Raw genomic sequence first — 22,355 nt, 5'->3', positions numbered from 1 at the left:
TGTGGGGAGTTTTCTTTCCAATGCCCAATGCCCCATGCCCAATGCCCTATACTACACGCTTTGCAGATTTTCGTTGGTTGGTTCCTCTGCGTCAGGCTTTACGCGGTTAGCAGTGCTTTTACGGATGCGATCGCTTTTACGTACACCACCAGCCATTTCATATTCTGCACTGTCTTTTCCGTATTTTACCGCAACTCCTAGCAGCATCCTTTCACACAGCTCGCTCAAGTTTTTTTCTATTCGTTCAATCTCCCTTTTAGAAGCATCAATCTTAGATAGAGTCATGTTATAACTCATCAGCTTAGCCCGTAACTGCTCAATTTGTTGTGTTATATTTTGCAAGCTGTTAGCATTGCCAAAATCTAAATTTGGATCGATAGCTTTGAGTCCATAGGCTCTTAGTTGAGCTTTTTGGAGAATGCGAGATGAACGTTTGCGGCGAGCCATAGATGTACTCCTAATAAGATGTTCTTGTGTTAGCTTGTCTTAAAGAAGCTTAATTATGGTTCAGGGTAAATCACCAATATTCGTATTTTTTTACAAAAATATCTTTGTCTAAAATTATGTAATTATGCGTAAGCAATGATACCCGGCTCGTTTAATAAGTCGGGGATATTGTTGTTCACAAATGATTTATGATTTTATATGAGTAAGTAAACTGTAATCAAAAACGTCACGGCTTTTGTCAAAAATCTTTTGATATTCTCTATGAATTGGCGATCATTAGTAAGAAACATCAAGACTTTGGCTCAAAATCCCTTGATGTTTTCTATGAATAGGAAAACCTTTGTTAGGAAAGCTGATTTTGCGATCGCATATTCTGCAATATTCAAAAGCGATCGCAGTTTGGAAAAGCATATACAAAGTTGAAAATTCACATCTCTGACAACGAACCTAAGTCTCGTTTAATTGCCGAAGAACTGAACTTCGATAAACCGGGCATTTTCATCTTGCAGCTTGCAATTGACTATTGACTATTGACAAACCCTAATATATGTAAGGCAAGTCCGATCGCTCCTCCGGCTAAAACTAACCAAGCAGAATTGATTTTAAAGCGGAAAACTGCGATCGCACTCAAAATTGCCACAATGATTGTTAACCAATCTACCAGTGCAGCGCGTCCCAAGGTATAGGTAACTCCTGCCATTAATCCCATAGAAGCTGCATTTACACCATCAAGAAAGCCGCTAGCCCAAGGAGATTGACGCAATTTACTAACCCAAGGATTAACTACCCACACTAATACAAATGCTGGTAAGAAGATCCCGATTGTACCCGCGATCGCCCCAGCATTGCCTGCTAACAAATACCCGATAAATGTGGCGGTAGTGAACACAGGCCCCGGTGTAAATTGTCCAATGGCTACCGCATCTAATAACTGTTGTGAGGTTAGCCAATGGTTGCGTTCAACTAAATCTCGTTGCAGAAATGCCAGCAATACATAACCACTACCATAAAGCACACAGCCAATTTTCAGAAAGAAGACAAAGACACTCACCCAACTAATTGAAGTGACTGTGGCGGCTGTAGTACCAACTTGTGCCAAAATACTGGAAACAGGTAACAGCAATGCACCAGTTGTGTTTCCTCTAGTTTGCCAATTCTTCACTACCATCACGGCAATACCTAGAAGAATCAGTAGCAAAATTTCATTCAATCCCGCAAAGTAGGAGGCGATCGCCATTACTGCTGCAATCCTCGTTGGCACATCTTTGGCTGCTTTCTTACCTAGATTCCACAATGCTTGCAGCACGATGGCAATAATCACAGGCTTGATACCATAAAGCAGCCATTCCACCTGGGGAACCGCCTGATAACGGGTATAAATTGCTGCTAATGTCCAAACTATGAGCATAGCAGGCATAATAAAGCAGCTACCCGCAATTAGTAAGCCACGCCATCCACCTCGCTCATAACCAATGTGAATCGCTAATTCCGTTGAGTTCGGCCCAGGAATCAAATTTGTCATCCCCAGCAAATCTAACAGTTTCTCCCGACTCATCCATTGACGGCGATTCACCACCTCATTATCCATCATGGCGATGTGGGCAGCAGGGCCACCAAAAGCGATCGCCCCCAGTCGCAAAAACACGATTGCTAATTCCGTTAATCGCTGCTTTTTTTCTCTGGGAGTCAGCGCGTTATAGGAAACTGCTTCCGGCTCTTTTTGGATACCCTCAGCTTCCGGTGTCACTATACTTTTCCTGATGATTTGATCGACAAAATTAATATATCGGTTTTCGATAACGAAAATCTATATATTGAGAAGCTAGTCTATGTTACCATGTCAGAGCTAATAATACGGTAATTCAATCGAGTTTATGGAGTATGCATGAGTGAGATCAAGAAAGTGAGCGATGAGTTTTCCGCCCAGACACTAAAACAGCTTGTCGAACAAGGGTACAAGTCTGTGGTGAATCTGCACGCACATGATGTGTGCTTCCCTTCGAGGCTCACGTTAAACGTTAAATATTTTTTTGATCTACATATCAGGTAGACTTAAACTTAATTTGATTTGCTTCTAGGTAAATTACTTGGTTGCTTAGCCCTTGAGCTTCAGTAGCAGTTAAACCCTTCCACTGCTGCTGTGCTTGTTTGACACTGGGTACTGCTTTGAGTACACCTGCTAAATCTAGGGTTTGTCCTTGTTTGACAACAACCTTATTTTCAGCAGTTCCCGCATCTAGTTTGGGAGCCAAAACTACAAATACTCGTTGAGTATTACTTGAACCAATCCAAAAAGCGCGATCGCCTACTACACTTTGAACATTCACATTTGTAAACTGTACTGGTCTATTTACAAGTGTCTGTTTATTAGCGTTGGTAATTACTAATACATCCGTGATTGGTTCAGTCTGAACAATAGTTGTTACTTGTGGTGTAGGAGTAACAACAACGGTAGCTGTTACCTGTGGTGTAGCGGTGACGGTTACCGTTGCTTGTGGCGTAGGAACAACAACAACATCAGGTTGCTTTGGATCGGGAACACAAGCAGTAATCCCGGTGACAAAGAGTGTTAAAAGCGTTGCTTTACTCAGCCATTTGCTTGGTATGGTGCTTAAACTGTATTTGTGACTATACATTTGACTACGAATATGCTTAATAATGAGTTTATTTAGGACTTAAAGTTTCTACTATTTGAGATTTATGAAAATCTAACGCCGAGACATTCCCGGCGCAGAAAAAAATTAGCTTTACCTTAATAGGTTTACTTTAAATAATTAGAAGAGGATTCCGCTTCTATCTAATGGAAGAGTATAAGGCAGAGGTGTTACGGGAATTTTTGGGCAGTGCGATCGCGCTGATTAGCTCCTATAAAAAGGCTTTTTTAAGAAGGCAGAAGTATTGATACATGCAGCAGGAGGAAATCCTCATGAATAAATTCAGGATATTTAATAAAGTTGCTATGGACTTGCTTTTTGATAAATTAAAAGGCTTTAACTCTTATGCAAAAGTACAAAAGACTTAATTTTATTTAATACTTAAATCTTCCCTCTTGCCCTGTAGCCTTTCTTCGCTAACATAGCCAGCAATGCTGGAAAAGCAGATTTTAATCTTCACTGTTTCGGTGAGGAGATAATTTTACGACTCCTCGAACAATTCCCCAAATAATTCTCGTACCTTTTCTTTGGCATTCTCTAGAGTAATTTTTCCTAAATCAGTAGCTCGGTAAATTCTTCGGCTTTGTCGTCCCACGCGCTCTTCAACAGAGTACAGGTATCCCTTGCGCTCCATATCGTGTAGCATCGGGTAGAGTGTTCCAGCACTGAGTTTGTAGCCGTGACGTGCCAATTCTTCAATAATACCTAGACCAAAAATTGGCTCCTCAACTGCATGATGCAGAATATGCAGCCGAATCAAACTGGAATAGAACTCTCGACCATCCATCAGGCAAGGCTTTTGCAACAATAAGTCAAGATTTCATTTTCGCCTATATTGAGCCGGGGATGAGGGAGATGAGGGGGATGAGGGGGATGAGGAGGATGAGGGAGTGTGGGGAGTTTTCTTCCCAATGCCCAATGCCCAATGCCCAATGCCCAATGCCCAAAACTTGTACAATTGAGTATGGAACATCAAAGCTTTTGGGCGTAAAGCTTGTGAACTTTTTTATTGGGTGTGCAGTTTGGGCGTATAAAGGATGGGTGGGCGAACTTTACCCCCAAGGTACTCGTACAGCTGAGTTTCTTTCCCTTTACAGTCGGCGGTTTACAACTGTTGAGGGTAATACCACTTTCTACGCTATCCCAAATCAGGAAACTGTCACTCGTTGGAGAACAGAAACACCCCCAGGTTTTGAATTTTGTTTGAAATTACCGCGAAGTATTACCCATGAGGGTTTGTTGCAACCCCAGATTCCGGCGGCTTTAAAATTTTTGGAGGGAATGCAAGCTTTAGGTGAGCGTCTTGGGCCGATATTTGCCCAATTACCACCAAGTTACGCACCTACATTAATGGCAGATTTGGCTAGTTTTCTAGAAGCTTGGCCGCACAAGGTAGCACCCCTAGCCTTAGAAGTTCGCCATCAAGATTGGTTTATAGAACCCCATGCGAGTAATTTGACAACGCTGTTAGAAAAGTTAAATGTGGGCAGAGTTTTGTTAGATTCACGCCCTATCTATACGGGAGATGATGACCCGCAGCTACAATCAGAAAGACGCAAACCCAAATTACCAGTACAATTTAGCGTCACAGCGCCTTTTAGCCTAATTCGGTTTATTTCTCATCCGAATTTATCTGTGAATCAACCTTTTATGGAAGAGTGGGTGACGCAGATTCAGCAATGGTTACAGGCGGGAGTGCGGATTTATTTCTTTGTTCATTGTCCTATGGAAGAGCGATCGCCCAATACGGCGCGTCACTTTCAAAATTTGCTAGAACAGAATGGTGTCGCAGTTCCACCTCTACCTTGGAATCACCTCTCTCTTCCACCCAACCAGCTGAGTTTATGGTGAGCGTCCAGATTTTTGATGTTTTGTTCAAAACTAAAAATCTTTCAGCTTCAAGTATGAAATATATCAAGATTAGCAGCATAAATTAGTAATTACTCTTGCTAATCGAGAAATTGTGATGAGATTTTATACCAATGCTCTACAATTCGGCAACAGATTCAAATCTAGAAATCTAGTATTATGTGCGAATTTCGCAATTAAGAATTAATCTTAACCAAGAAAATCAAGATTTTTTGACTTTTGCAATATATCTAATACTTACTAATTTCCTCAAGAGCGATAATGATAATTGCACAGGTTGCTGTTAGTCCTCTTTTCTTTCTATTATCTTCAAAATAAGGGGGGATAACCCTCTTGTCCAAAAGACAATCTAAATATATATAATTAAATAATAACTAACAGAAATAGATAATCTGTTAGCATAGAAAGAATTGGGGCTAAAACTCAGGGAGCATTACACCAAAGGAGGTTGAGATGAGTCGTCTTCTTTATGAAAACTCAGTGTCATATAAAGGATATCTCATCATTCCATTTGTTTTTGGTAAAGCCGATAATTACGAAATTTATTCATATAAATTATTGGCAGAAATTGGAAGTAAAAGCCAATTTCACAAAGCAGAAAATCCAGCGAAAATCTATGGCAGTAGTATCGGTAATATCATTGATATTGCCAAAGAGCATATTGACCAAAAGTCCGATTTTATCAACAGTGGAGATAGTTTTAAATCACGCTATATTTACCGCAACAATTTAGTAATCGTCTGTCAACAGGAGGGTAAATATTTTTATGACCACTACCCACCGGAGTTATTGAATAATATTGCCGCACCAAAATTATTCAAATCAGAATTTGAATGTTTGAATTGGATAAAACAAGGTCTGGATGGGCAATATAAAGGACTCGATCGGCAATATATCAAACCACGAGTAACTTAAATCTAGTGTTTTTAGCAGTTATACCAATTCTTTATGAAGCTGCATAGAATTCGATCCCCCCTAGCCCCCCTTAAAAAGGGGGGAACTGGAAAACATCTATCAAAGTCCCCCTTAAAAAGGGGGATTTAGGGGGATCGGGATATGCGCAACTTCACATTAAATTGGTATTACTTGACTCAGATACCCGACTTCTCCAAGAAGTCGGGTATTTAATTATCTATACAGAGATAAAGCATTTTTGCGTAAAATTGCAGTAGCGATCGCCAAAGCTTCATCCCCAGTTAAATCAGAATCTTGAATTGCTTGGTCTAGCACTTCTCCCAATAACTGACGCCCCCATTTAGCGGCTAAATAATACAACTCAGGAATTGTATGAGCATCAGAAGAATACATGAGTTTACTAGTAGGAGTTAACTCCAGCAATTGCCTGATTGCCTCTCGCATCCCTGATACACTTAAAGATGGTACTGCCAAACCAAAATCTAAATAGACTTGGGGATAGACAGAAGCTAAATATCCCGCTTCTCGCATATAAGGATAGGCAGCATGTAGTAATACCAAGGGTGCTTGACGGTACTGGGGTAATTCTAAAAGCGATCGCAAATTGAGAGGATTGGCTAATCGTAAATCTAAATCCCGATCGCCAAAGCCAGTATGTAATTGCACTGGTAGCCGATATTTAGCCGCAATTAATAAAGCTTGTTGTAGTAAAAAATCAATCAGAGGTTTATCAACTAGACGTAGTGGTTGATTAGTAAGCTGTCGTTTAATTTCGTAAAAGCGAGATGCTGCTACTTCAAAAGTTACAGGTTGCACATCCAACCCAGTACGGTAACAAACAATACTCTTGAAGCCAACAACTCTTGGTGGTGGTGGATCAATTTCGCTTTGAAATCTAGTGAGGAAAGATGCAAAATCTTCTGTTTGGGGAATTAGTTGTTCTGCTACCACCTCCAAGCGGAGAATTCTGCGGACAGGAATCAATTTTTCATGCCATGAGAGCGGTAAGATACTCTCAGGCTCTAATCCGTCATCTAGATAAATTGCTTCTAGATTTGCCGCCCGAAAATAAAGCTGTGTGAGATTTTCTAATCCTAAACTTTCTCGCCGCGCCGCGATCGCACTTTCCTGCGCTTCACATTCCAATAAAGCCGCGATTTCCCGGAGACTACGCCGATAAAAGAAGGTATTACGTGCATGATTGTTAACTATCTCCTCGTCATATCCTTCTGTAAAAGCCCCAGCAAAAGGATAACGCGCCGCTACTTCCGGTCGTAGTATATTGTGGGCGTGTTGGTCAATTAAGGGAATGTCAGCCAGATTCATATTAATTCGACGGTTGACGGTTGACGGTTGACGGTTGACGGTTGACTGTTGACTGTTGACTGTTGTACGGGCGGGTTCACAGATATCCTCACCGAGCAACAATGATCTAAATAAACCCGCCCCTACAGACTGTTGACTGTTGACTGTTGACTATTGACTATTGACTGTTGACTGTTGACTATTGACTGTTGACTGTTGACTATTGACTATTGACTGTTAACTATTGACTGTTGACTGTTGACTGTTGACTGTTGACTATTGACTGTTGACTATTGACTCTAGCCCATTACTTATGAATAAATACTGCTGTTCCTACTGATGCCCAATTAAATAACCACTTAGCATGATTTGGGGCAACATTCACACAACCGTGACTGACGGGAGTACCAAACCTGCGATGCCAATAAGCTCCGTGAATTCCGTAGCTACCTTGGTAAAACATCGCATAGGGGACATCTGGAACATCGTAGTCTCTACCACGCATTCTGGTAGATTTAAATTTGGTTTGAATTTTAAAAGTACCAATGCGCGTGGGGGTAGATTTTTTACCTGTGGAAATAGTAATCGCATAAACAGGTGTTTTACCTTCCCAAGCAATTAGCCGTTGTTTAGCAAGATTTATTTGAATCCAACGTTTCTGAGATTGTTTTAGTGTCTCGATGCTTTTGACAGTTGTATCATCTTTTGCTTTTGCTGAAACTTCAGACACTCCCGAATTTACTACACTCACCGAGAGTGTTACACCCGCAAGCAGTATAGCTAGGCGGCGCATCCAGTGATGATTAATCAAGCTTTTCATCGTAAATACACTTAATAGGAAGTTTAGGGAAAATTTTCTGTTTTTACCCTAAAGTATCCTATCTGTTGTATCAATTTTTGCACCTGTTCGGCAATCGCCAGCCAATTTCCCTCGGTGACTAAATGCTTGGGGAATAATTGACTACTTAAACCGACAGCGATCGCACCTGCTTGTAAAAATTCTTTGGCATTTTCTAAATTTACCCCCCCTGTGGGTATTAAAGGAATTTTGCCCAATGGCCCTTGGAGGCTTTTAATATAATTAGCTCCTCCCATTGCTTCTACAGGAAATACTTTGACACAGCTAGCGCCATAATTCCAAGCGGTAACAATTTCTGTAGGTGACAGCGCGCCGGGAATAATCGGTACATCTTGGGCTACTGCGGCTTTGATCATGGCTAAATCAACATGGGGTGTAAAGAGAAATTGCGCCCCAGAGGCGATCGCATCTTCTAATTGTGAGACGTTAAATAGCGTCCCAGTCCCAATTGTACAATGGGGTAATTCCTGGCGGAGTTGGCTAATTAATTCCCCAGCGCGATCGCTATTCCAAGTAATCTCAATTAACTGCATTCCCGCTGCTGCGACAGTCAAAGCCATTTGCTTTGCCAATTCTAACTTTGACGCCCGGATAACTGCGATCGCCCGGTGTTGTTGCAATTGTGATAACCAAACTAGATTAGACATTCTGAGATCATAGGGCATTGGGGATTGGGCATAGGGCATTGGGGATTGGGCATTGGCGTGTTTTCAATGACTGCGATTACACAGGAAAATTCTTATTCTCTGTTCCCTATTCCCTGTTCCCTTTTGGACAATTCCAGTTCTCAACTTAGATTAGGTTTATATATCTTACATTCAACCTAAATTACAATGGCAGCAGAAATAGAGCGGAAATTTTTAGTCAACGGCGATAGCTGGAGAAAGCTAGCCCAAGGTAGCCGATATGTTCAGGGATATATTTCTACTGCAAAACAAGCTACAGTACGTGTGCGGATCGTCAAAGACCAAGGTTACTTAACCATTAAGGGGGGGACTGTCCAATATACCAGATCAGAGTTTGAGTACCCTATCCCTGTGGAAGATGCTCAAGAAATGCTCGATACTTTATGCGATCGCCCTTTAATCGAAAAAATGCGCTACAGAATAGAATACGGTAATTTGATTTGGGAAATCGATGAGTTTGATGGTGTCAATAAAGGACTGATAATCGCAGAAGTTGAATTGAGTGATGAAAAGCAACTGATTGAACTACCAATCTGGATTGGTGCGGAAGTTTCAGATAACCCCAAGTATTTCAACAGCAATTTAGTCAAACATCCTTTTACACAATGGTAATAGCGATTCCATCAATGATTGTGTTTCATTGATGGTTGCAAAGGGCGGGGAGAGACCCATACGTGTCAACTTAACGTGAAACTCTTGCCAAGACGTGATTTTGAACTCACTCGCTTACCATCACTCAACGCGTCACCCCACCCCGGCTTTGCTGACGCAAAACCTCCCTGCCCCTAATCCCCAGAGGGGGCCCCGAGTTCCCCTTGGCAAGGGGAGGGGATTGAGGGGTGGGGTAAAATGCCCGTGGAATAAGCGTTTTGACTTAAGTTGACACCAATGGGAGAGACCCCGCCCTACGGACACAATGGATTACTAGGACTGAATCCCAAATGTGCATTAGGCGGCGCAATTGCAAGAATCGATATGTTTTCACAGAAATTTGGGATTGTCAGCCGGGAATTGTCGTCAGAGATGGTGTATTAACAGATCAGGACTCGATTCGGCGCAGCAACTAGTTGAATTTTTGATTGAGAAATCAATTCTCAAAAGTCTTCGTAGATTCTTTCACAGCAGCAAGTAGGGATGGCGCGAATAAAACATCAGCCATGAATGTCTTGATTGTGTTTACTGATTACAAGAGGTTTGCATCATGTTACCGACTCAATTAGAAATTCCCTTAACAGAACAAATTAAGGCTCTCAATAGCTTTTGCTCACTCACACAAGGTTCAGCAATCTTTGAAGCAATTTACGATTTAGACGCAATTCTGGCTAAAACAGAACTCAGCCAAGTTTCTGTGGAGTTTCTCAAATCACAACCAGAAGTTGCAGAAATTATTCAAGAACGTTATTTAGCACCTCTACCAGACCTAGAAAAACTTCTCACTTACCCCACAGATTCTCTGGGTTATATCTTTGCAGCTCATCTCAAAGCTAATCATCTTGATCCAGTATTTTATCGCCAACGACAAATCCAAGATGATATTAGCTATGTAAGTTTACGCCGTAGCCAGACCCATGACATTCATCATATAGTCACTGGGTTTGGCACTCATCCAGCCGGCGAACTCGGTTTACAAGCCTTTCAGCTAGCACAGATGCGATCGCCAATTGCGATCGCCATTATGACCGCAGGTATAATTAGTAGCTTAAGTCAAGCAAATGAACTCACAACCGCAATGCAGCACATTTTTCTGGGTTGGGAGATGGGACTTGTAGCCAAACCTTTCATGGCGCAAAAGTGGGAAGAACATTGGGAAAAACCCCTAGATCAATGGCGTAGTGAGTTGGGAATTGTGTCAGTTAATCAACATTCCAGCGCAGTTTGACATCCAAATAACCTAGTACGCGCTGCACGGGTGTTAATTTAAGTTCAAAAGCTTAACCCACAGCCATTTTACCCCACCCCCAGCCCCTCCCCGCAAGCGAGGAGGGGAGAAAAAGCACAGCTTTGGCGGGGTGGGGTAACGCGGATCTTCAACAATGGCATATTTTGTACTTGGAATTCCCGAGAAGGCGCTGCATAGGTGTTAATTTAAGTTCAAATGCTTCCCCCACAGTCATTTCACCCCACCTCCCAACCCCTCCTCGCTTGCGGGGAACTCGGGGCCCCCTTTGGGGATTAGGGGCAGGGAGACAAAGCGCAGCTTTGGCGGGGTGGGGTGACGCGGAGCTTCATCGTCAGTGAGTGAATCCAAAATCACGTTTTTATAAGAGTTTCACCTTAAATTGACACACCTGAACGCGGTAATCCGGTGATGATTTTTGATGCAAATTTCCAAATCATCCCGCAATTATGCACCGCCAACGAATATCACAAAATCACGAATGAGGTTATTATCTCCGTTAATGAAGCTTTGAGCCTCATTAATGAGGTTATTATCTCCGTTAATGAAGCTTTGAGCCTCTTTAACGAGGCTATTATCTCCGTTAATGAAGCTTTGAGCCTCATTAATGAGGTTATTATCTCCGTTAATGAAGCTTTGAGCCTCTTTAACGAGGCTATTATCTCCGTTAATGAAGCTTTGAGTCTCTTTAATGAGGTTATTTTCTCCATTAATGAACCTTTGAGCTTCATTCTTGAAGTAGGGTCTGTTACTACTGAGGGTACGACACCGTAAAATCTCAAAAATACCCTACTTTCAGCAATAACACACCCGACAATTTAATTTTCTACCTATCGCCGTGAGTTTGCGATAATATGGCGCTAAAATCAGAAACTCAGATTTATGGTTGCGGATTTTGCCCTTTTAAAGCGGATATACAATGCTTTTGACCCATTTCGCCCCTTACCCGCCGGAGATCCCGCTTATGTTGATTGTACAGAAGTGCGGGGAGATGGGGACATATTAGTAGAAGTAGGTAGAGAGATTTTATATTCAAACCGAATGACCTCTCAATTATATGCAGGTCATCGCGGTGCTGGAAAGTCAACTGAATTACTGCGGTTACAGCAACATTTAGATGAGCAAGGTTGCTTTGTAGTTTATTTTCCCGCCGATGAACAAGATATCGATCCAGAAGATGCCCAATATACTGATATTCTGTTAGCTTGTACTCGCCACTTACTAGAATCATTAAAAGATACCACTTCCCCAGCTAGTTTATTAAACTGGTTAAGCGAACGTTGGCAAGATTTAAAAGATTTAGCATTAACAGAAGTCTCCTTACAAAGCTTAAGTATAGAAGGTCAAATTGCCCAATTCGCCAAATTAACAGCAAACTTACGCACAGAACCCACTCAACGTCAAAAAATCCGCGAGCGAGTTAATCCCCATACAATTACTTTGATTGCAGCATTAAATGAGTTTATTCAAGATGCTAAAAAGAATTTACCTTCAGGATATTCTCAACTTGTATTAATTGCTGATAACCTAGACCGGATTGTACCGATACCTCAAGAAGATGGACGCAGTAATCACGACCAAATTTTTCTTGATCGTAGCGAACAACTTCAAGCTTTAGATTGTCATTTGCTGTACACAATACCCATTTCTTTGCTGTATTCTAATCGCGCCGCCGACCTAGCCAATATTTATGGTAATACTCAGGTTTTGCCAATGATTATGGTACAAACACCGGAAAATCAACCATACCAAAGGGGAATTAATAAAGTTACAGAAATCCTGCAAAAGCGTCTGAGTTTAATCGACTCAAGTTTATCTATTGTCGATATGTTTGAGCAGCGAGAAGCTTTAGAAAGATTATGCCTCATGAGTGGAGGTCATGTGAGAAATTTATTATTATTAATGAAGGAGGCGATTAAATACACTAATAGCTTACCAATTCCTACCAGAGCTTTACAGCGCTCATTTAGCGAGTTACGAAATACTTATCGAAATACAGTTTTTGCGAATGAATGGGAAGCACTGGCAACTGTGTATCATTCTAAGGAAATAGAAAATGATGCATTGTATCGAGGTTTATTATTTAATCGCTGTATTTTAGAATATCGTTATTTAAATGGAGAAGGAGAAAGTCAAGTTTGGTATGATATTCATCCTCTCATCAAAGGAATTAAAGAATTTCAAGATACCTTTAATCGATTGTATCCGGCGTAGATAAAACGCAACACCCTAGAAGGGTGTCGCTATACAAACAAAGCCCACCTCCGTGGGCTGTAATTTCAATTCAATATTAAAGATGCATAATACAGTTTATGGATGAAGATGCGCTTAATTAGCCCACAAAGGTGGGCTTTGTTGATTTAGCCCCACCCTTATAGGGTGAGGGCGATATAACGCAACTTCACATAGAATTGGAATAAGGTATTGATTAACGGTTAATATCAGGCATGACAAAGTTAAGATTATGGCGCTAGAACTGACGGATTGGGATCAGGATTTACCATCACAAGGAGATGAAGAATATCAAGCCTTAGTCCGCACGCTGAATTTTACAGAAGGCTTTGGCTTATTATTTGTCCGTTGCTCTCCGGCTGAGGGTGAGCAGTTAATTACCAAAGTTAAAGAAGATATTCCCAATAAAAATATTGCAGTTCTACGGCTTGAGCAAGCTGTGAATAATTTATATGAAATAATTGATAATTTAGATAATAAAAAAGAGATAAAAATTTTATTTATTACAGGATTAGAGCATTCATTTTATGAATATGAAGAATGCAAAAGCCTTGCAGGTTGGAATAGCCGAGATATTTATTCATACAGTTGGAAGGGTGTACCGCCTGTTTTAATTAACCTTAACCAACAGCGAGAACGGTTTAGAGATAACTTTAATATCTGTTTTGTATTCTTGCTACCGATATTTGCAATTAAATATTTTATTCAACGTGCGCCTGATTTTTTTGATTGGCGTTCAGGTTTGTTTGAATTTCCTATAGATTCAGAAACTTTAGAACAAGAGTCATCACGCATTATTCAGGATGGTGATTATGAAAAATATCTCAACCTCACCCCAGAAGAAAGAACTCAAGCAATATTAGCAATTCAAGAATTAATAGCAGCAGATCATCAATCACCCGATCGTCAATGTGATTTACTGATTAACTTGGGAAAATTGCAATCTGCTGAACAGAATTATAAAGAAGCGATCGCATCATTGGACAAAGCTTTAGAGATTAAACCTGATGACCACCTAGCTTGGAACCTCCGGGGGATTGCGTTAGGGAATTTAGGACGCAATGAAGAAGCGATCGCTTCCTTTGACAAAGGACTGAAAATTAATCCTAATAAATACTACGCTTGGTACTTACGGGGCAGTGCGCTACATAAATTAGAACGCAATGAAGAAGCGATTGCTTCCTTTGACAAAGCTTTGGAATTTAAGCCTGATGACTATGAAACTTGGAACAGTCGGGGGAATACATTGGATGAATTAAGACGCTATGAAGAAGCGATCGCATCTTTTGACAAAGCATTGCAAATTAAACCTGATTACCACCGAGCTTGGTACTTACGGGGGAGTGCGTTAGGGAATTTAGGACGCTATGAAGAAGCAATCGCATCCTACGATAAAGCACTGGAATTGAAACCAGATTTCTACCCTGTTTGGAGCTTACGGGGCTATACGTTAAATGAATTAGGACGCGATGAGGAAGCGCTTGCATCCTACGATAAAGCACTAGAATTGCAACCAGATTTCCACCTAGCTTGGAGCTTACGAGGGTATGCGCTAAATAAATTAGGGCGTGATGAGGAAGCACTCGCATCGTATCGCAAATCGCTGGCATTGAAACCAGATAACCACGGAACTTGGAGCTTGCAGGGGGATGCGTTCCTGTATTTAGGACGTGATGAAGAAGCAATTAAATCCTACGACAACGTACTGGAATTGAAACCTGATGACCACGAAACTTGGCACAACCGAGGAAATGCGCTGGGGAATTTAGGACGTGATGAAGAAGCAATTAAATCCTATGACAAAGCATTAGAATTGAAACCTGATTACTATGAAGCTTGGGGAAACCGAGGAAATGCGCTGGGGAATTTAGGACATGATGAAGAAGCAATTAAATCCTATGACAAAGCACTAGCATTGAAGCCTGATTACTACGAAGCTTGGGGAAACCGGGGGATTGCGCTAGAGAATTTAGGACACAATGAACAAGCAATTGCATCCTACGACAAAGTACTCGAAATTCAACCTGATGACCACCTAGCTTTGTACAATAAAGCCCGCTATTATGCTGTCAAAGGTGACATTGAGCAAGCAGTTGAAAACCTGAAAAAAGCAATTAAGTTTAATCCAGAAGAATGTCGTGAATGGGCAAAAACTAACTCTGATTTTGATAGTATTCGAGATGATGAGCGCTTTCAAGCATTGATTCAAGGATAGCTAATGAGCAATATTAGAGCAAAAGGTATCACTAAAACGCCAAATGTTTGTGGTGGAGAAGCTTGTATTGCAGGAACTCGGATTGCGGTTTGGCTATTAGTTGAAGCACGCCGTCTGGGAATTACTGAAGTTCAACTTTTGCAAGATTATCCCCATCTCAGCGCAGCAGATTTAGTTAATGCTTGGATATATGCAGATGCTTATCCTGAAGAAATTGAAGCAGCTATCATTGCTAATACAAAATACACCCGTACCCATGATGCTTTTCTGAACGGCTATGCACTAGAAGATGACGGGCTGTATGATGATTATCCAATGTCAAAATAATAAAAATTATAGAAGTGAAGTACATATAATTGTAAGGGCACGGCACTGCCGTGCCCCTACCCCTGTACCTTATTTACCAGAAATAGACTGTATTTTTTCTGCTGGAAATATAGCGCATCTTCAATTAAAAGCAATATTATATTTGCTCTCTCACCCATTTTCTAAATGCTCTCAATGCTGAACTTCTCCCTACAGTTCTACTTTGTTCAACAAAATGCAGAATTGTTTCCACAATAGGCAAGTTGGGAAAAGTAGGACTAATTTCAGACCGAATATATTTACCATCCTGAAGAAGATTAATTTGTAACTTGCCATCTTCATATAACCAAAGTTCAGGGACTCTTAACGCTTCGTAAGCCTCCAGTTGAGTTTTAGAAGTAACATCAACTTCAATTACTAAATCGGGTGGTGGATCAACTGTTAGGTCAATGCGCTCTTTACCAATCATCTGAGCATGATTTTGAATGTAAAAAGAATCATCTGGCTCTACGCCAGAAGCCATGTCTTCACGTTTAAATGTAGTTGAGCCAAAGGATTCACAGTCAATCTCTAATTCTTCCAGCAAAATTTTGACTAAATCCCCAATAATAACTTTAGCTACCTCATGCTTTGGTAATGGCATTCTCATCTCCAAAGTTCCCTGGCTGTAAGCTAATCGTGCTGCTCGATGGTCGCCAAGTTCTTCTAAAATTGCTTCAAATTCTTGCCAACTAATATTGTGAAGCATTACTCTGTGTCCCGGCGGAACACTTAATTGTCGTAATTGAAGTGTTACCATCTCTAATCACTAAATTTAAGGTTGAAGTTCGTTCGGAACCCCACCCCGCATTTGCTGACGCAAACGCTCCCCTCCCCGCAAGCAGGGAGGGGTTAGGGGAAGGGTAAAAGCGTACTGCATCCAATTGAGAAAGACTATAGCGTTTCCTAATCACATGACGTATATCATAGCCCCCTCCTCGCTTGCGGGGAGGGGTTGGGGGTGGGGTAAAAGCGTACTGCATCCAAACGAAAAGCGCCATATTGTAAACAAATTGCCCTGCACAATGAAGCGCAGGGCGTTAATTTTAGATTAATTCAAAAACCCAACAAGATTATTTGCCGTTACCGTTACCGTTACTATGGCCATTGCCATTACCAGCAATTACACGTTCAGCAAGTTTTTCTGGTACTTCTTGCAGATGATCGTATTCCCAGTGGAAAGAACCAACACCAAGAGTGAGCGATCGCAGCTCGACAATAAAGTCTTGCATCTCGGCTTGGGGTAGGTAAGCTGAAATATTATCCCAACCTTGCCAATCATTTCTACCTTCATAGCCCAAAATTTGCCCCCGTCTACCACTGAGAAGTTGCAGGGCTTTGGAGGTAAATTCGCTGGGTGTGGTTACTTGTACTTTCAGTATCGGTTCGAGGAGGGTGGGTTGGGCTTGGGGCATACCCGTTTGCATCGCCAACCTAGCAGCTTGTTTAAAGGCTTGTTCGGAACTATCAACGTTGTGGTAGGAACCATTGGTTAAAGTTACCGCCACATCGACAATTGGGAAGCCTAAAGGCCCATGTGCCAAAAATTCCCGTACGCCCATTTCTACGCCAGGAATATACTGTTTAGGAACTACACCGCCAACAATGGTTTCCCGGAAGTTAAAGCCTTCACCACGGGGTAGGGGCTGGATATCGAGGAAAACATCACCAAATTGCCCATGTCCACCGCTTTGGTGTTTGTAGCGTCCATGAACTGAGGCTACAGGTTTACGGATGGTTTCTTTGTAAGGAACCTGCGGGAGATGGGTTGTCATGGGGAGGTTATATTTCCGCCGCAGCCTATCTAAAGCGACTTGCAGATGAATTTCACCTTGTCCCCAAAGAATAACTTCGTGGGTGTCGCCGTGTTGTTCCCAAGCTAAAGAAGGATCTTCTTCCAACAGTTTAGCGATCGCACTGCTAAGTTTTACTTCATCGTTGCGCTTTTCGGGAGTAATCGCCAGGGCATACACTGGTTCCAACTGTTCGGCTTGAGGTAATTCTACTTTCGGCTGGGGTTCTGTGGAAAGGATATCGCCGGTTTTGATGCCTTCTAAACGGCTGATAGCGACTATTTCCCCCGCCAATACTTCATTCACTGATTGCTGTTGCTGTCCCATCAACCGATAAATACCACCAGCACGCACACCGTTGAGAACTATGCCATCTGTTAATTTACCTTGCCAAACACGGACTAGGGAGAGTTTGCCACCTTGGGGAGTGTAGTAAGTTTTTAATACTTGGGCAATGGGGGTATTGCCTGCTTTGCTTAAACGACGTTCTGCTGTAGTTTCCGGTTCAGGTGCTTCCCGTACCAAAGCTTCTAATAAAGGTCTCACACCATAATCTTGTTCCGCCACACCAAAGAATACGGGGACTACTAAATCTGCCCCTAATTCCATTTTTAAATCTTTGAGTATTTCTTCTTGGGGTGGTTCAATATCTTCTAAAAGTTCTTCCAATAAGTGGTCATCAAAATTTGCTAAAGCTTCGAGCATTTCTGCTCGTGCTGTATGTTCTTCTTCTTTTAAATTTTCGGGGAAGGGAATCAGGTCAGCTGGTGCGCCTGCATGATATTGATATGCTTGTTCACTCACCATATCAATAAAGCCTGTGAGCTGTTCCCCTTGCATGATGGGATATTGATGGGCGACTAGGGGACGGCTGGAAACGGCTTTGAGGGCGTGTAATGTTTCCAGAACATGAATATTTGCCCTGTCCATTTTATTCACAAAGACGATGTGGGGAATTTGCCAATCGTCGAGGAATTTAAACAGAGGAGCAAGGGTGAGGACGCGATCGCGGATGGGTTCGCAAACTACAATTGCCGCATCGACTCCCATTAAGGCACTATACGTTTCTTGGGCAAATTCTACACTGCCGGGACAGTCAATAAAATTAAAGCGCAAGTCGTTATACTCGGTGCTAGCAGCGCTTACCTCCACACTCATATGGCGATCGCGCGCTTCATTCGCACTATCTCCTACGGTGTTACCATCCTTTACACTGCCTTTCCGGGAAATCGCCCCTGTGACAAACAACAGACTTTCTAGTAAAGTTGTTTTCCCACTTAAATAAGGGCCGACAATTGCAACGTTCCGCGAACCCGATTTTACTTTTTCGTTCATAAAACCTCCCTTGCGGTAAGTCACCACTAACCGCATTATCCTGTGTATTCAAGGATAGAAAATGGTTCTCTATAAAGGAGAATCATCTCCTCTTTAACCAGTTATTATCCTCCCTTTAATGACTGCAACGAAAAATTGTAGCCTGTTGTAAGATTTAGCTAAAGAAAAGTTAATTAACTCAAACTTTAATGCCATTTTTTTAAGTTTTGTAAAATCTCTAGATTTTCACACAAAAATTTGTGAAGAAAAATTAACTGAAGGCGGAAAGATAAAATGAACTCACGCAGAAGTTCTAGTCAGTAGTTTCGGGAAAAGAAAGAAAAGTTAATATATAAAATGTTTTGCTATTTTAAATGGTTACATAATTTGCGCCAAGCTGTACTTTTAAGTTTGATTTTGCTGTGTGGAAGCATTTTCTGTGCCGCTCCCAGTTTCTCACTCTCAAGAGGCGATTTACTAGCACAATCTAGTAACCAGCCAGCCTTAGACGCATTAAATCAAGGCTTACAAGCAATTCAAGCCGGCAGAGTGCAAGATGCGATCGCTTTATTTAGAAAAGCCACCCAGCTAGATCCAAAATTAGCCCCTGCCCACTATAATTTAGGGCTAGCATTGCGCCAAGCCGGAGAATTACAACCTGCGGCAGATGCATTTTATCAAGCAACCCAGGCCGATCCCAACTTTGCGCCGGCTTTTGCTAATTTAGGCGGCTCATTATTAGAAGGTAATAATTTACAGTTAGCGAATGATTACTTGCAACGGGCAATAGAACTCGATGGTAAACTCGGATTTGCTCACTATAACTTAGGATTGCTCAGAGAACAGCAACGAGATTGGGAAAGAGCGATCGCATCTTTTAAAAAAGCAATGCAATATAGCCAGCACGCACCAGAACCAGCTTACCATTTAGGATTAGTTTATCTGCAACAAGGCAAAATCGAGCCAGCAAAAGAAGCTTTTCGCAAAGCGCTACAAATTAACCCCAAATATCCAGAAGTTCACTATAATCTTGGTTCAATTTGGTTTCAACAAGGTAAATTACCAGAAGCCTTAGAAGCCTTTAGAAAATCAGCCGCATCTAACTCCAATTATGCCAACGCTTATTATGGTGCTGGGTTAGTTTTTATGCAATTAAAAAAGTATCCAGAAGCGGCGCAAGTATTTCAATATGCGAGAGATTTATACAATCAACAAAATAATCCCCAATGGGCGAGAAATGCCCAGCAATTGTTACAACAAGCACAGAATTTAAATTATCAACCTCGCTGAGGCGCGAATCCTGAATATTGCGCAAGAATAGGGTTATTGGGTGGACTAGCTGGTGTGGTCTAAACCTATCCCAATTGCAACGGTATTGTACAATGCAAAAGCGCGTCAAAAGTCGGTTTTTATTTTGCGATCGCTGGTTTGATCGTCAGGCGATCGTTCGTAACATGGAGGCTTTTCAAGACTTAATTGTTATAGTCTTGTGTTTAGGTTTATTTGCAGTCATGTTGCTCCAATTGTGGGGCATATTTATTGCCGTTACAAAAGCATCAGATTACAAAGTAGTCACAGCAAAAATACTCTTTGTATTGATTTTGGTAGAATTATTTCGGCTGCTGATGATTTACTTACAAGAGCATAGTATTGCTGTTGGCGTAGCAGTCGAAGTCACGATTGTATCGGTCTTGAGAGAAGTAGTTGTTCATGGTGCGTTAGAAATTTCTTCAATGCAGACAGCAGCAATGTGTGGCTTATTATTCATCTTGGGCGGGTTATTAATAGTGTGTGCAAAAACACCACACATGGATTGCATCAGTGCTAATACTAAATTTTGCCCAATTGCTTATTCAGGAACTAGGGAAAAGCAAAACCTAGAATTTCAATACTCGCGCCGCTGTGATGAAAATCCACCTTTGTCATAAATAGTCATTTGTCATTTGTCATTTGTCATTTGTCATTTGTCATTTGTCAAGAAGACACTCTTACAACAGTCAACACTCAACCGTCAACCGTCAACCGTCAACACTTCGAGTGAGCTTCAGTGACCGCAGTCAACAGTCAACAGTCAACAGTCCCCTCTTTCCCCCTTAATCTCACCTGAGTAATTTTTTCTACCCTTTTGGGAAGATGAAGCCCTCTTTTACGGTGAGTAGAAATTAATTAGGAACCTAAAAGAGGGAAAATTTATGGTTACTACAGGTAACGGACAGTCTCAACAACCCATTAGCAACCTAGAGTACGATTTTGTCACCGTGCTGCACAATAAAGCAGAAGCAGTTAAAGCCTACGATGCTTACATCAAAGATGCACAGGAAGCTAATTCCCAGCCCTGTGTAGAATTATTCCAAAAATTGCGGCAGGCTGATATTGAGCAAGCACAAGAAATCCGCCACCATCTTCAACAAGTATTGCAGCACGGTAAAATGTAAGGCTAGCGATTAAGATATAGCAAGCAGCGGGTACTATTAGCTAGACTGATTGCCTGCTGCTTGCTGTACTTGCTCCACAGTTAAATCCAAAGCTTGCGCTATTGTTTACCAATAAACAAGATCCCCTTTTTCTTTAAGAAGTCGGGGATCTTAACAATAGTGATTGTCGCAAATCAAATACGATTGCTATATTCCCGATTGCCTGTTAAATAAATAGCCTCCCCACCATTTTTGAGAGATACTGTAAGGGCAGTGAGAATTTGCACTAACTCCATACCAACCCAACCAGATGACACAATTGGGGGAGTATTTTTGAGAATACAAGAAATAAAGCGATCGCACACTCGCGCTAAAGGTTCGCCTGTTTCTAGTTCCAATACCTTTTGGCTTTGATTCATCGGCAGAAATTGTTTATCCTGATATTCAATCTCACCACTTAGTAAAGTTAAAGGCGATGGGTGCAACATTTCATCAAAAATCAAGCTACCACGCTCACCTACAACCACCAATCGCCTTTGTTTATCGGTATTCAGCCAACATAGATGAATATATGCTTGAAAGCCATCTGCATATGTAAGCGTCACCCAAACTAAGTCAGCTAGTCCGGAGTTGAGGGGTGAGGGAGATGAAGAACAATAGTAATTACGCCCCTTGTCCCCCTTGTCCCCTGTTTGTAGCCACACAGTACCCGTTGCTTGCACTTTCACTGGTAGCTGACCTAGCCAAGTGTTAAAAATAGCGATATCGTGAATTGCTAAGTCCCACAATGCATCAACATCTTGTCGGATAGGCCCTAAATGGGTGCGGGTAGCATAACCGTAGCGTAAATTACCTAACTTACCCGCCTGAATCACAGCTTGTCCTTGCTCAACGGCTGGGTGAAATAAATAGGTATGATCCACCATGAGTATTAAATGTTTTTGCTCTGCTAACTCGCAAAGTTCACGACATTCTACTGAGTCTAGAGTTAAAGGCTTTTCTGCCAAAACATGGTATCCCTGGTTAAGAGCATCCTTAATCAGGTGATAATGAGTGGTAGCTGGAGTTGCGATCGCCACTGCCATTAAATCTGGTACTTGCTTTACAGCCTGCCACTCTGTTGTTAATAATACATTATCATTTAAATTAAATTGCCGTTTTACCGCTGCCAAACGTTCTGGATTGGGGTCTACAACCGCAGAAATACGTACATGTGGATGTTCTAAAAAATTCCGTAGCAAATGTACGCCCCAACGCCCAACGCCGAGGACAGCAATTGTAATTTGGTTATTCATTAGTTATTAGTCATTGGTCATTGGTCATTGGTCATTTGTCATTTGTCCGCCTTCTGCGTCCCTGGTCAATGGTCAAGAAATTCTGGACTATGGACTATGGACTATGGACTTTTGA

21 protein-coding genes and 1 pseudogene are annotated in these 22,355 nt (G+C 41.6%); 11 read left to right on the top strand and 11 right to left on the bottom strand.

Annotated features, from left to right (window positions below):
* Positions 1-51 precede the first annotated feature (51 nt).
* The 5 genes from AACU32_RS26470 to AACU32_RS26450 form a co-directional block, all read right to left on the bottom strand.
* Positions 52-447, bottom strand: coding sequence for a hypothetical protein (locus AACU32_RS26470; RefSeq protein WP_096604145.1), 396 nt, complete (start codon positions 445-447; stop codon positions 52-54).
* 276 nt (positions 448-723) lie between these two features.
* Positions 724-858 carry a hypothetical protein gene (locus tag AACU32_RS26465; RefSeq protein WP_339378291.1) on the bottom strand — a complete coding sequence of 45 codons (135 nt, stop codon included), beginning with the start codon at positions 856-858 and terminating at the stop codon, positions 724-726.
* A gap of 109 nt (positions 859-967) precedes the next feature.
* A complete protein-coding gene (locus AACU32_RS26460) occupies positions 968-2,194 on the bottom strand; it encodes a chromate transporter (RefSeq protein WP_096604144.1) in 1,227 nt (408 codons plus the stop codon).
* Between the two features lie 295 nt (positions 2,195-2,489).
* On the bottom strand, positions 2,490-3,083 hold the full coding sequence (locus AACU32_RS26455) for a hypothetical protein (RefSeq protein WP_096604143.1): 594 nt from the start codon (positions 3,081-3,083) through the stop codon (positions 2,490-2,492).
* 499 nt (positions 3,084-3,582) lie between these two features.
* Positions 3,583-3,888: a PadR family transcriptional regulator gene (locus tag AACU32_RS26450; RefSeq protein WP_096604142.1), complete on the bottom strand. Its 306-nt coding sequence runs from the start codon at positions 3,886-3,888 to the stop codon at positions 3,583-3,585.
* Positions 3,889-4,097: 209 nt separating this feature from the next.
* Between AACU32_RS26450 and AACU32_RS26445 the strand changes: the two genes are divergently transcribed.
* Together AACU32_RS26445 and AACU32_RS26440 are read left to right on the top strand one after the other, a co-directional pair.
* On the top strand, positions 4,098-4,952 hold the full coding sequence (locus AACU32_RS26445) for a DUF72 domain-containing protein (RefSeq protein ID WP_096608186.1): 855 nt from the start codon (positions 4,098-4,100) through the stop codon (positions 4,950-4,952).
* A gap of 471 nt (positions 4,953-5,423) precedes the next feature.
* Positions 5,424-5,885: a hypothetical protein gene (locus AACU32_RS26440; RefSeq protein WP_096604141.1), complete on the top strand. Its 462-nt coding sequence runs from the start codon at positions 5,424-5,426 to the stop codon at positions 5,883-5,885.
* 213 nt (positions 5,886-6,098) lie between these two features.
* Here the strand turns inward: AACU32_RS26440 and AACU32_RS26435 are convergent, their stop codons facing one another.
* The 3 genes from AACU32_RS26435 to AACU32_RS26425 all read right to left on the bottom strand — a co-directional run bounded on the left by AACU32_RS26435 (position 6,099) and on the right by AACU32_RS26425 (position 8,696).
* Positions 6,099-7,313, bottom strand: a complete 1,215-nt coding sequence (locus tag AACU32_RS26435) for an amidohydrolase family protein (protein WP_339378290.1) — start codon at positions 7,311-7,313, stop codon at positions 6,099-6,101.
* Positions 7,314-7,497: 184 nt separating this feature from the next.
* Positions 7,498-8,010 (bottom strand): L,D-transpeptidase, encoded by a 513-nt coding sequence (locus AACU32_RS26430; RefSeq protein ID WP_096604139.1) that lies wholly within the window; start codon positions 8,008-8,010, stop codon positions 7,498-7,500.
* Between the two features lie 23 nt (positions 8,011-8,033).
* Positions 8,034-8,696, bottom strand: a complete 663-nt coding sequence (locus tag AACU32_RS26425; RefSeq protein ID WP_096608185.1) for a bifunctional 4-hydroxy-2-oxoglutarate aldolase/2-dehydro-3-deoxy-phosphogluconate aldolase — start codon at positions 8,694-8,696, stop codon at positions 8,034-8,036.
* A 186-nt stretch (positions 8,697-8,882) separates the two neighbouring features.
* Here AACU32_RS26425 and AACU32_RS26420 point away from each other — a divergent pair, with 186 nt between their 5' ends.
* From AACU32_RS26420 to AACU32_RS26395, 6 genes and pseudogenes are all read left to right on the top strand, one after another.
* On the top strand, positions 8,883-9,347 hold the full coding sequence (locus tag AACU32_RS26420; RefSeq protein ID WP_096604138.1) for a CYTH domain-containing protein: 465 nt from the start codon (positions 8,883-8,885) through the stop codon (positions 9,345-9,347).
* Between the two features lie 589 nt (positions 9,348-9,936).
* Positions 9,937-10,614, top strand: a complete 678-nt coding sequence (locus AACU32_RS26415; protein WP_096604137.1) for a Coq4 family protein — start codon at positions 9,937-9,939, stop codon at positions 10,612-10,614.
* A 429-nt stretch (positions 10,615-11,043) separates the two neighbouring features.
* Positions 11,044-11,406 carry a hypothetical protein gene (locus AACU32_RS26410; protein ID WP_096604136.1) on the top strand — a complete coding sequence of 121 codons (363 nt, stop codon included), beginning with the start codon at positions 11,044-11,046 and terminating at the stop codon, positions 11,404-11,406.
* Between the two features lie 108 nt (positions 11,407-11,514).
* Complete coding sequence (locus AACU32_RS26405) at positions 11,515-12,846, top strand: AAA family ATPase (RefSeq protein ID WP_096604135.1); 1,332 nt, start codon at positions 11,515-11,517, stop codon at positions 12,844-12,846.
* 250 nt (positions 12,847-13,096) lie between these two features.
* Entirely contained in the window at positions 13,097-15,079 is a 1,983-nt protein-coding gene (locus AACU32_RS26400) for a tetratricopeptide repeat protein (RefSeq protein ID WP_096604134.1), read from the top strand.
* Positions 15,080-15,097: 18 nt separating this feature from the next.
* Positions 15,098-15,316, top strand: a pseudogene (locus tag AACU32_RS26395) (DUF433 domain-containing protein); the annotation flags it as partial.
* A gap of 226 nt (positions 15,317-15,542) precedes the next feature.
* Here AACU32_RS26395 and AACU32_RS26390 read toward each other — a convergent pair.
* The gene (locus AACU32_RS26390) at positions 15,543-16,184 is read right to left on the bottom strand and encodes a Uma2 family endonuclease (protein ID WP_096604133.1); all 642 of its coding nucleotides are present in this window, start codon (positions 16,182-16,184) and stop codon (positions 15,543-15,545) included.
* Between the two features lie 313 nt (positions 16,185-16,497).
* Positions 16,498-18,552: an elongation factor G gene (locus tag AACU32_RS26385; protein WP_096608184.1), complete on the bottom strand. Its 2,055-nt coding sequence runs from the start codon at positions 18,550-18,552 to the stop codon at positions 16,498-16,500.
* Between the two features lie 336 nt (positions 18,553-18,888).
* On the opposite strand from AACU32_RS26385, the gene AACU32_RS26380 reads away from it, so the two are divergent.
* From AACU32_RS26380 to AACU32_RS26370, 3 genes are all read left to right on the top strand, one after another.
* A complete protein-coding gene (locus tag AACU32_RS26380; RefSeq protein ID WP_096604132.1) occupies positions 18,889-19,821 on the top strand; it encodes a tetratricopeptide repeat protein in 933 nt (310 codons plus the stop codon).
* A 92-nt stretch (positions 19,822-19,913) separates the two neighbouring features.
* Complete coding sequence (locus AACU32_RS26375; RefSeq protein ID WP_096604131.1) at positions 19,914-20,459, top strand: phosphate-starvation-inducible PsiE family protein; 546 nt, start codon at positions 19,914-19,916, stop codon at positions 20,457-20,459.
* 264 nt (positions 20,460-20,723) lie between these two features.
* A complete protein-coding gene (locus AACU32_RS26370) occupies positions 20,724-20,966 on the top strand; it encodes a hypothetical protein (protein ID WP_096604130.1) in 243 nt (80 codons plus the stop codon).
* Between the two features lie 173 nt (positions 20,967-21,139).
* On the opposite strand, the gene AACU32_RS26365 is transcribed toward AACU32_RS26370, so the two are convergent.
* Complete coding sequence (locus AACU32_RS26365) at positions 21,140-22,240, bottom strand: Gfo/Idh/MocA family protein (protein ID WP_339378289.1); 1,101 nt, start codon at positions 22,238-22,240, stop codon at positions 21,140-21,142.
* Positions 22,241-22,355: the final 115 nt, after the last annotated feature.

The organism is Calothrix sp. NIES-2100 (assembly GCF_963875285.1).
GTDB lineage: Bacteria > Cyanobacteriota > Cyanobacteriia > Cyanobacteriales > Nostocaceae > Aulosira.
This window is presented reverse-complemented; position numbering and strand designations above follow the sequence as displayed.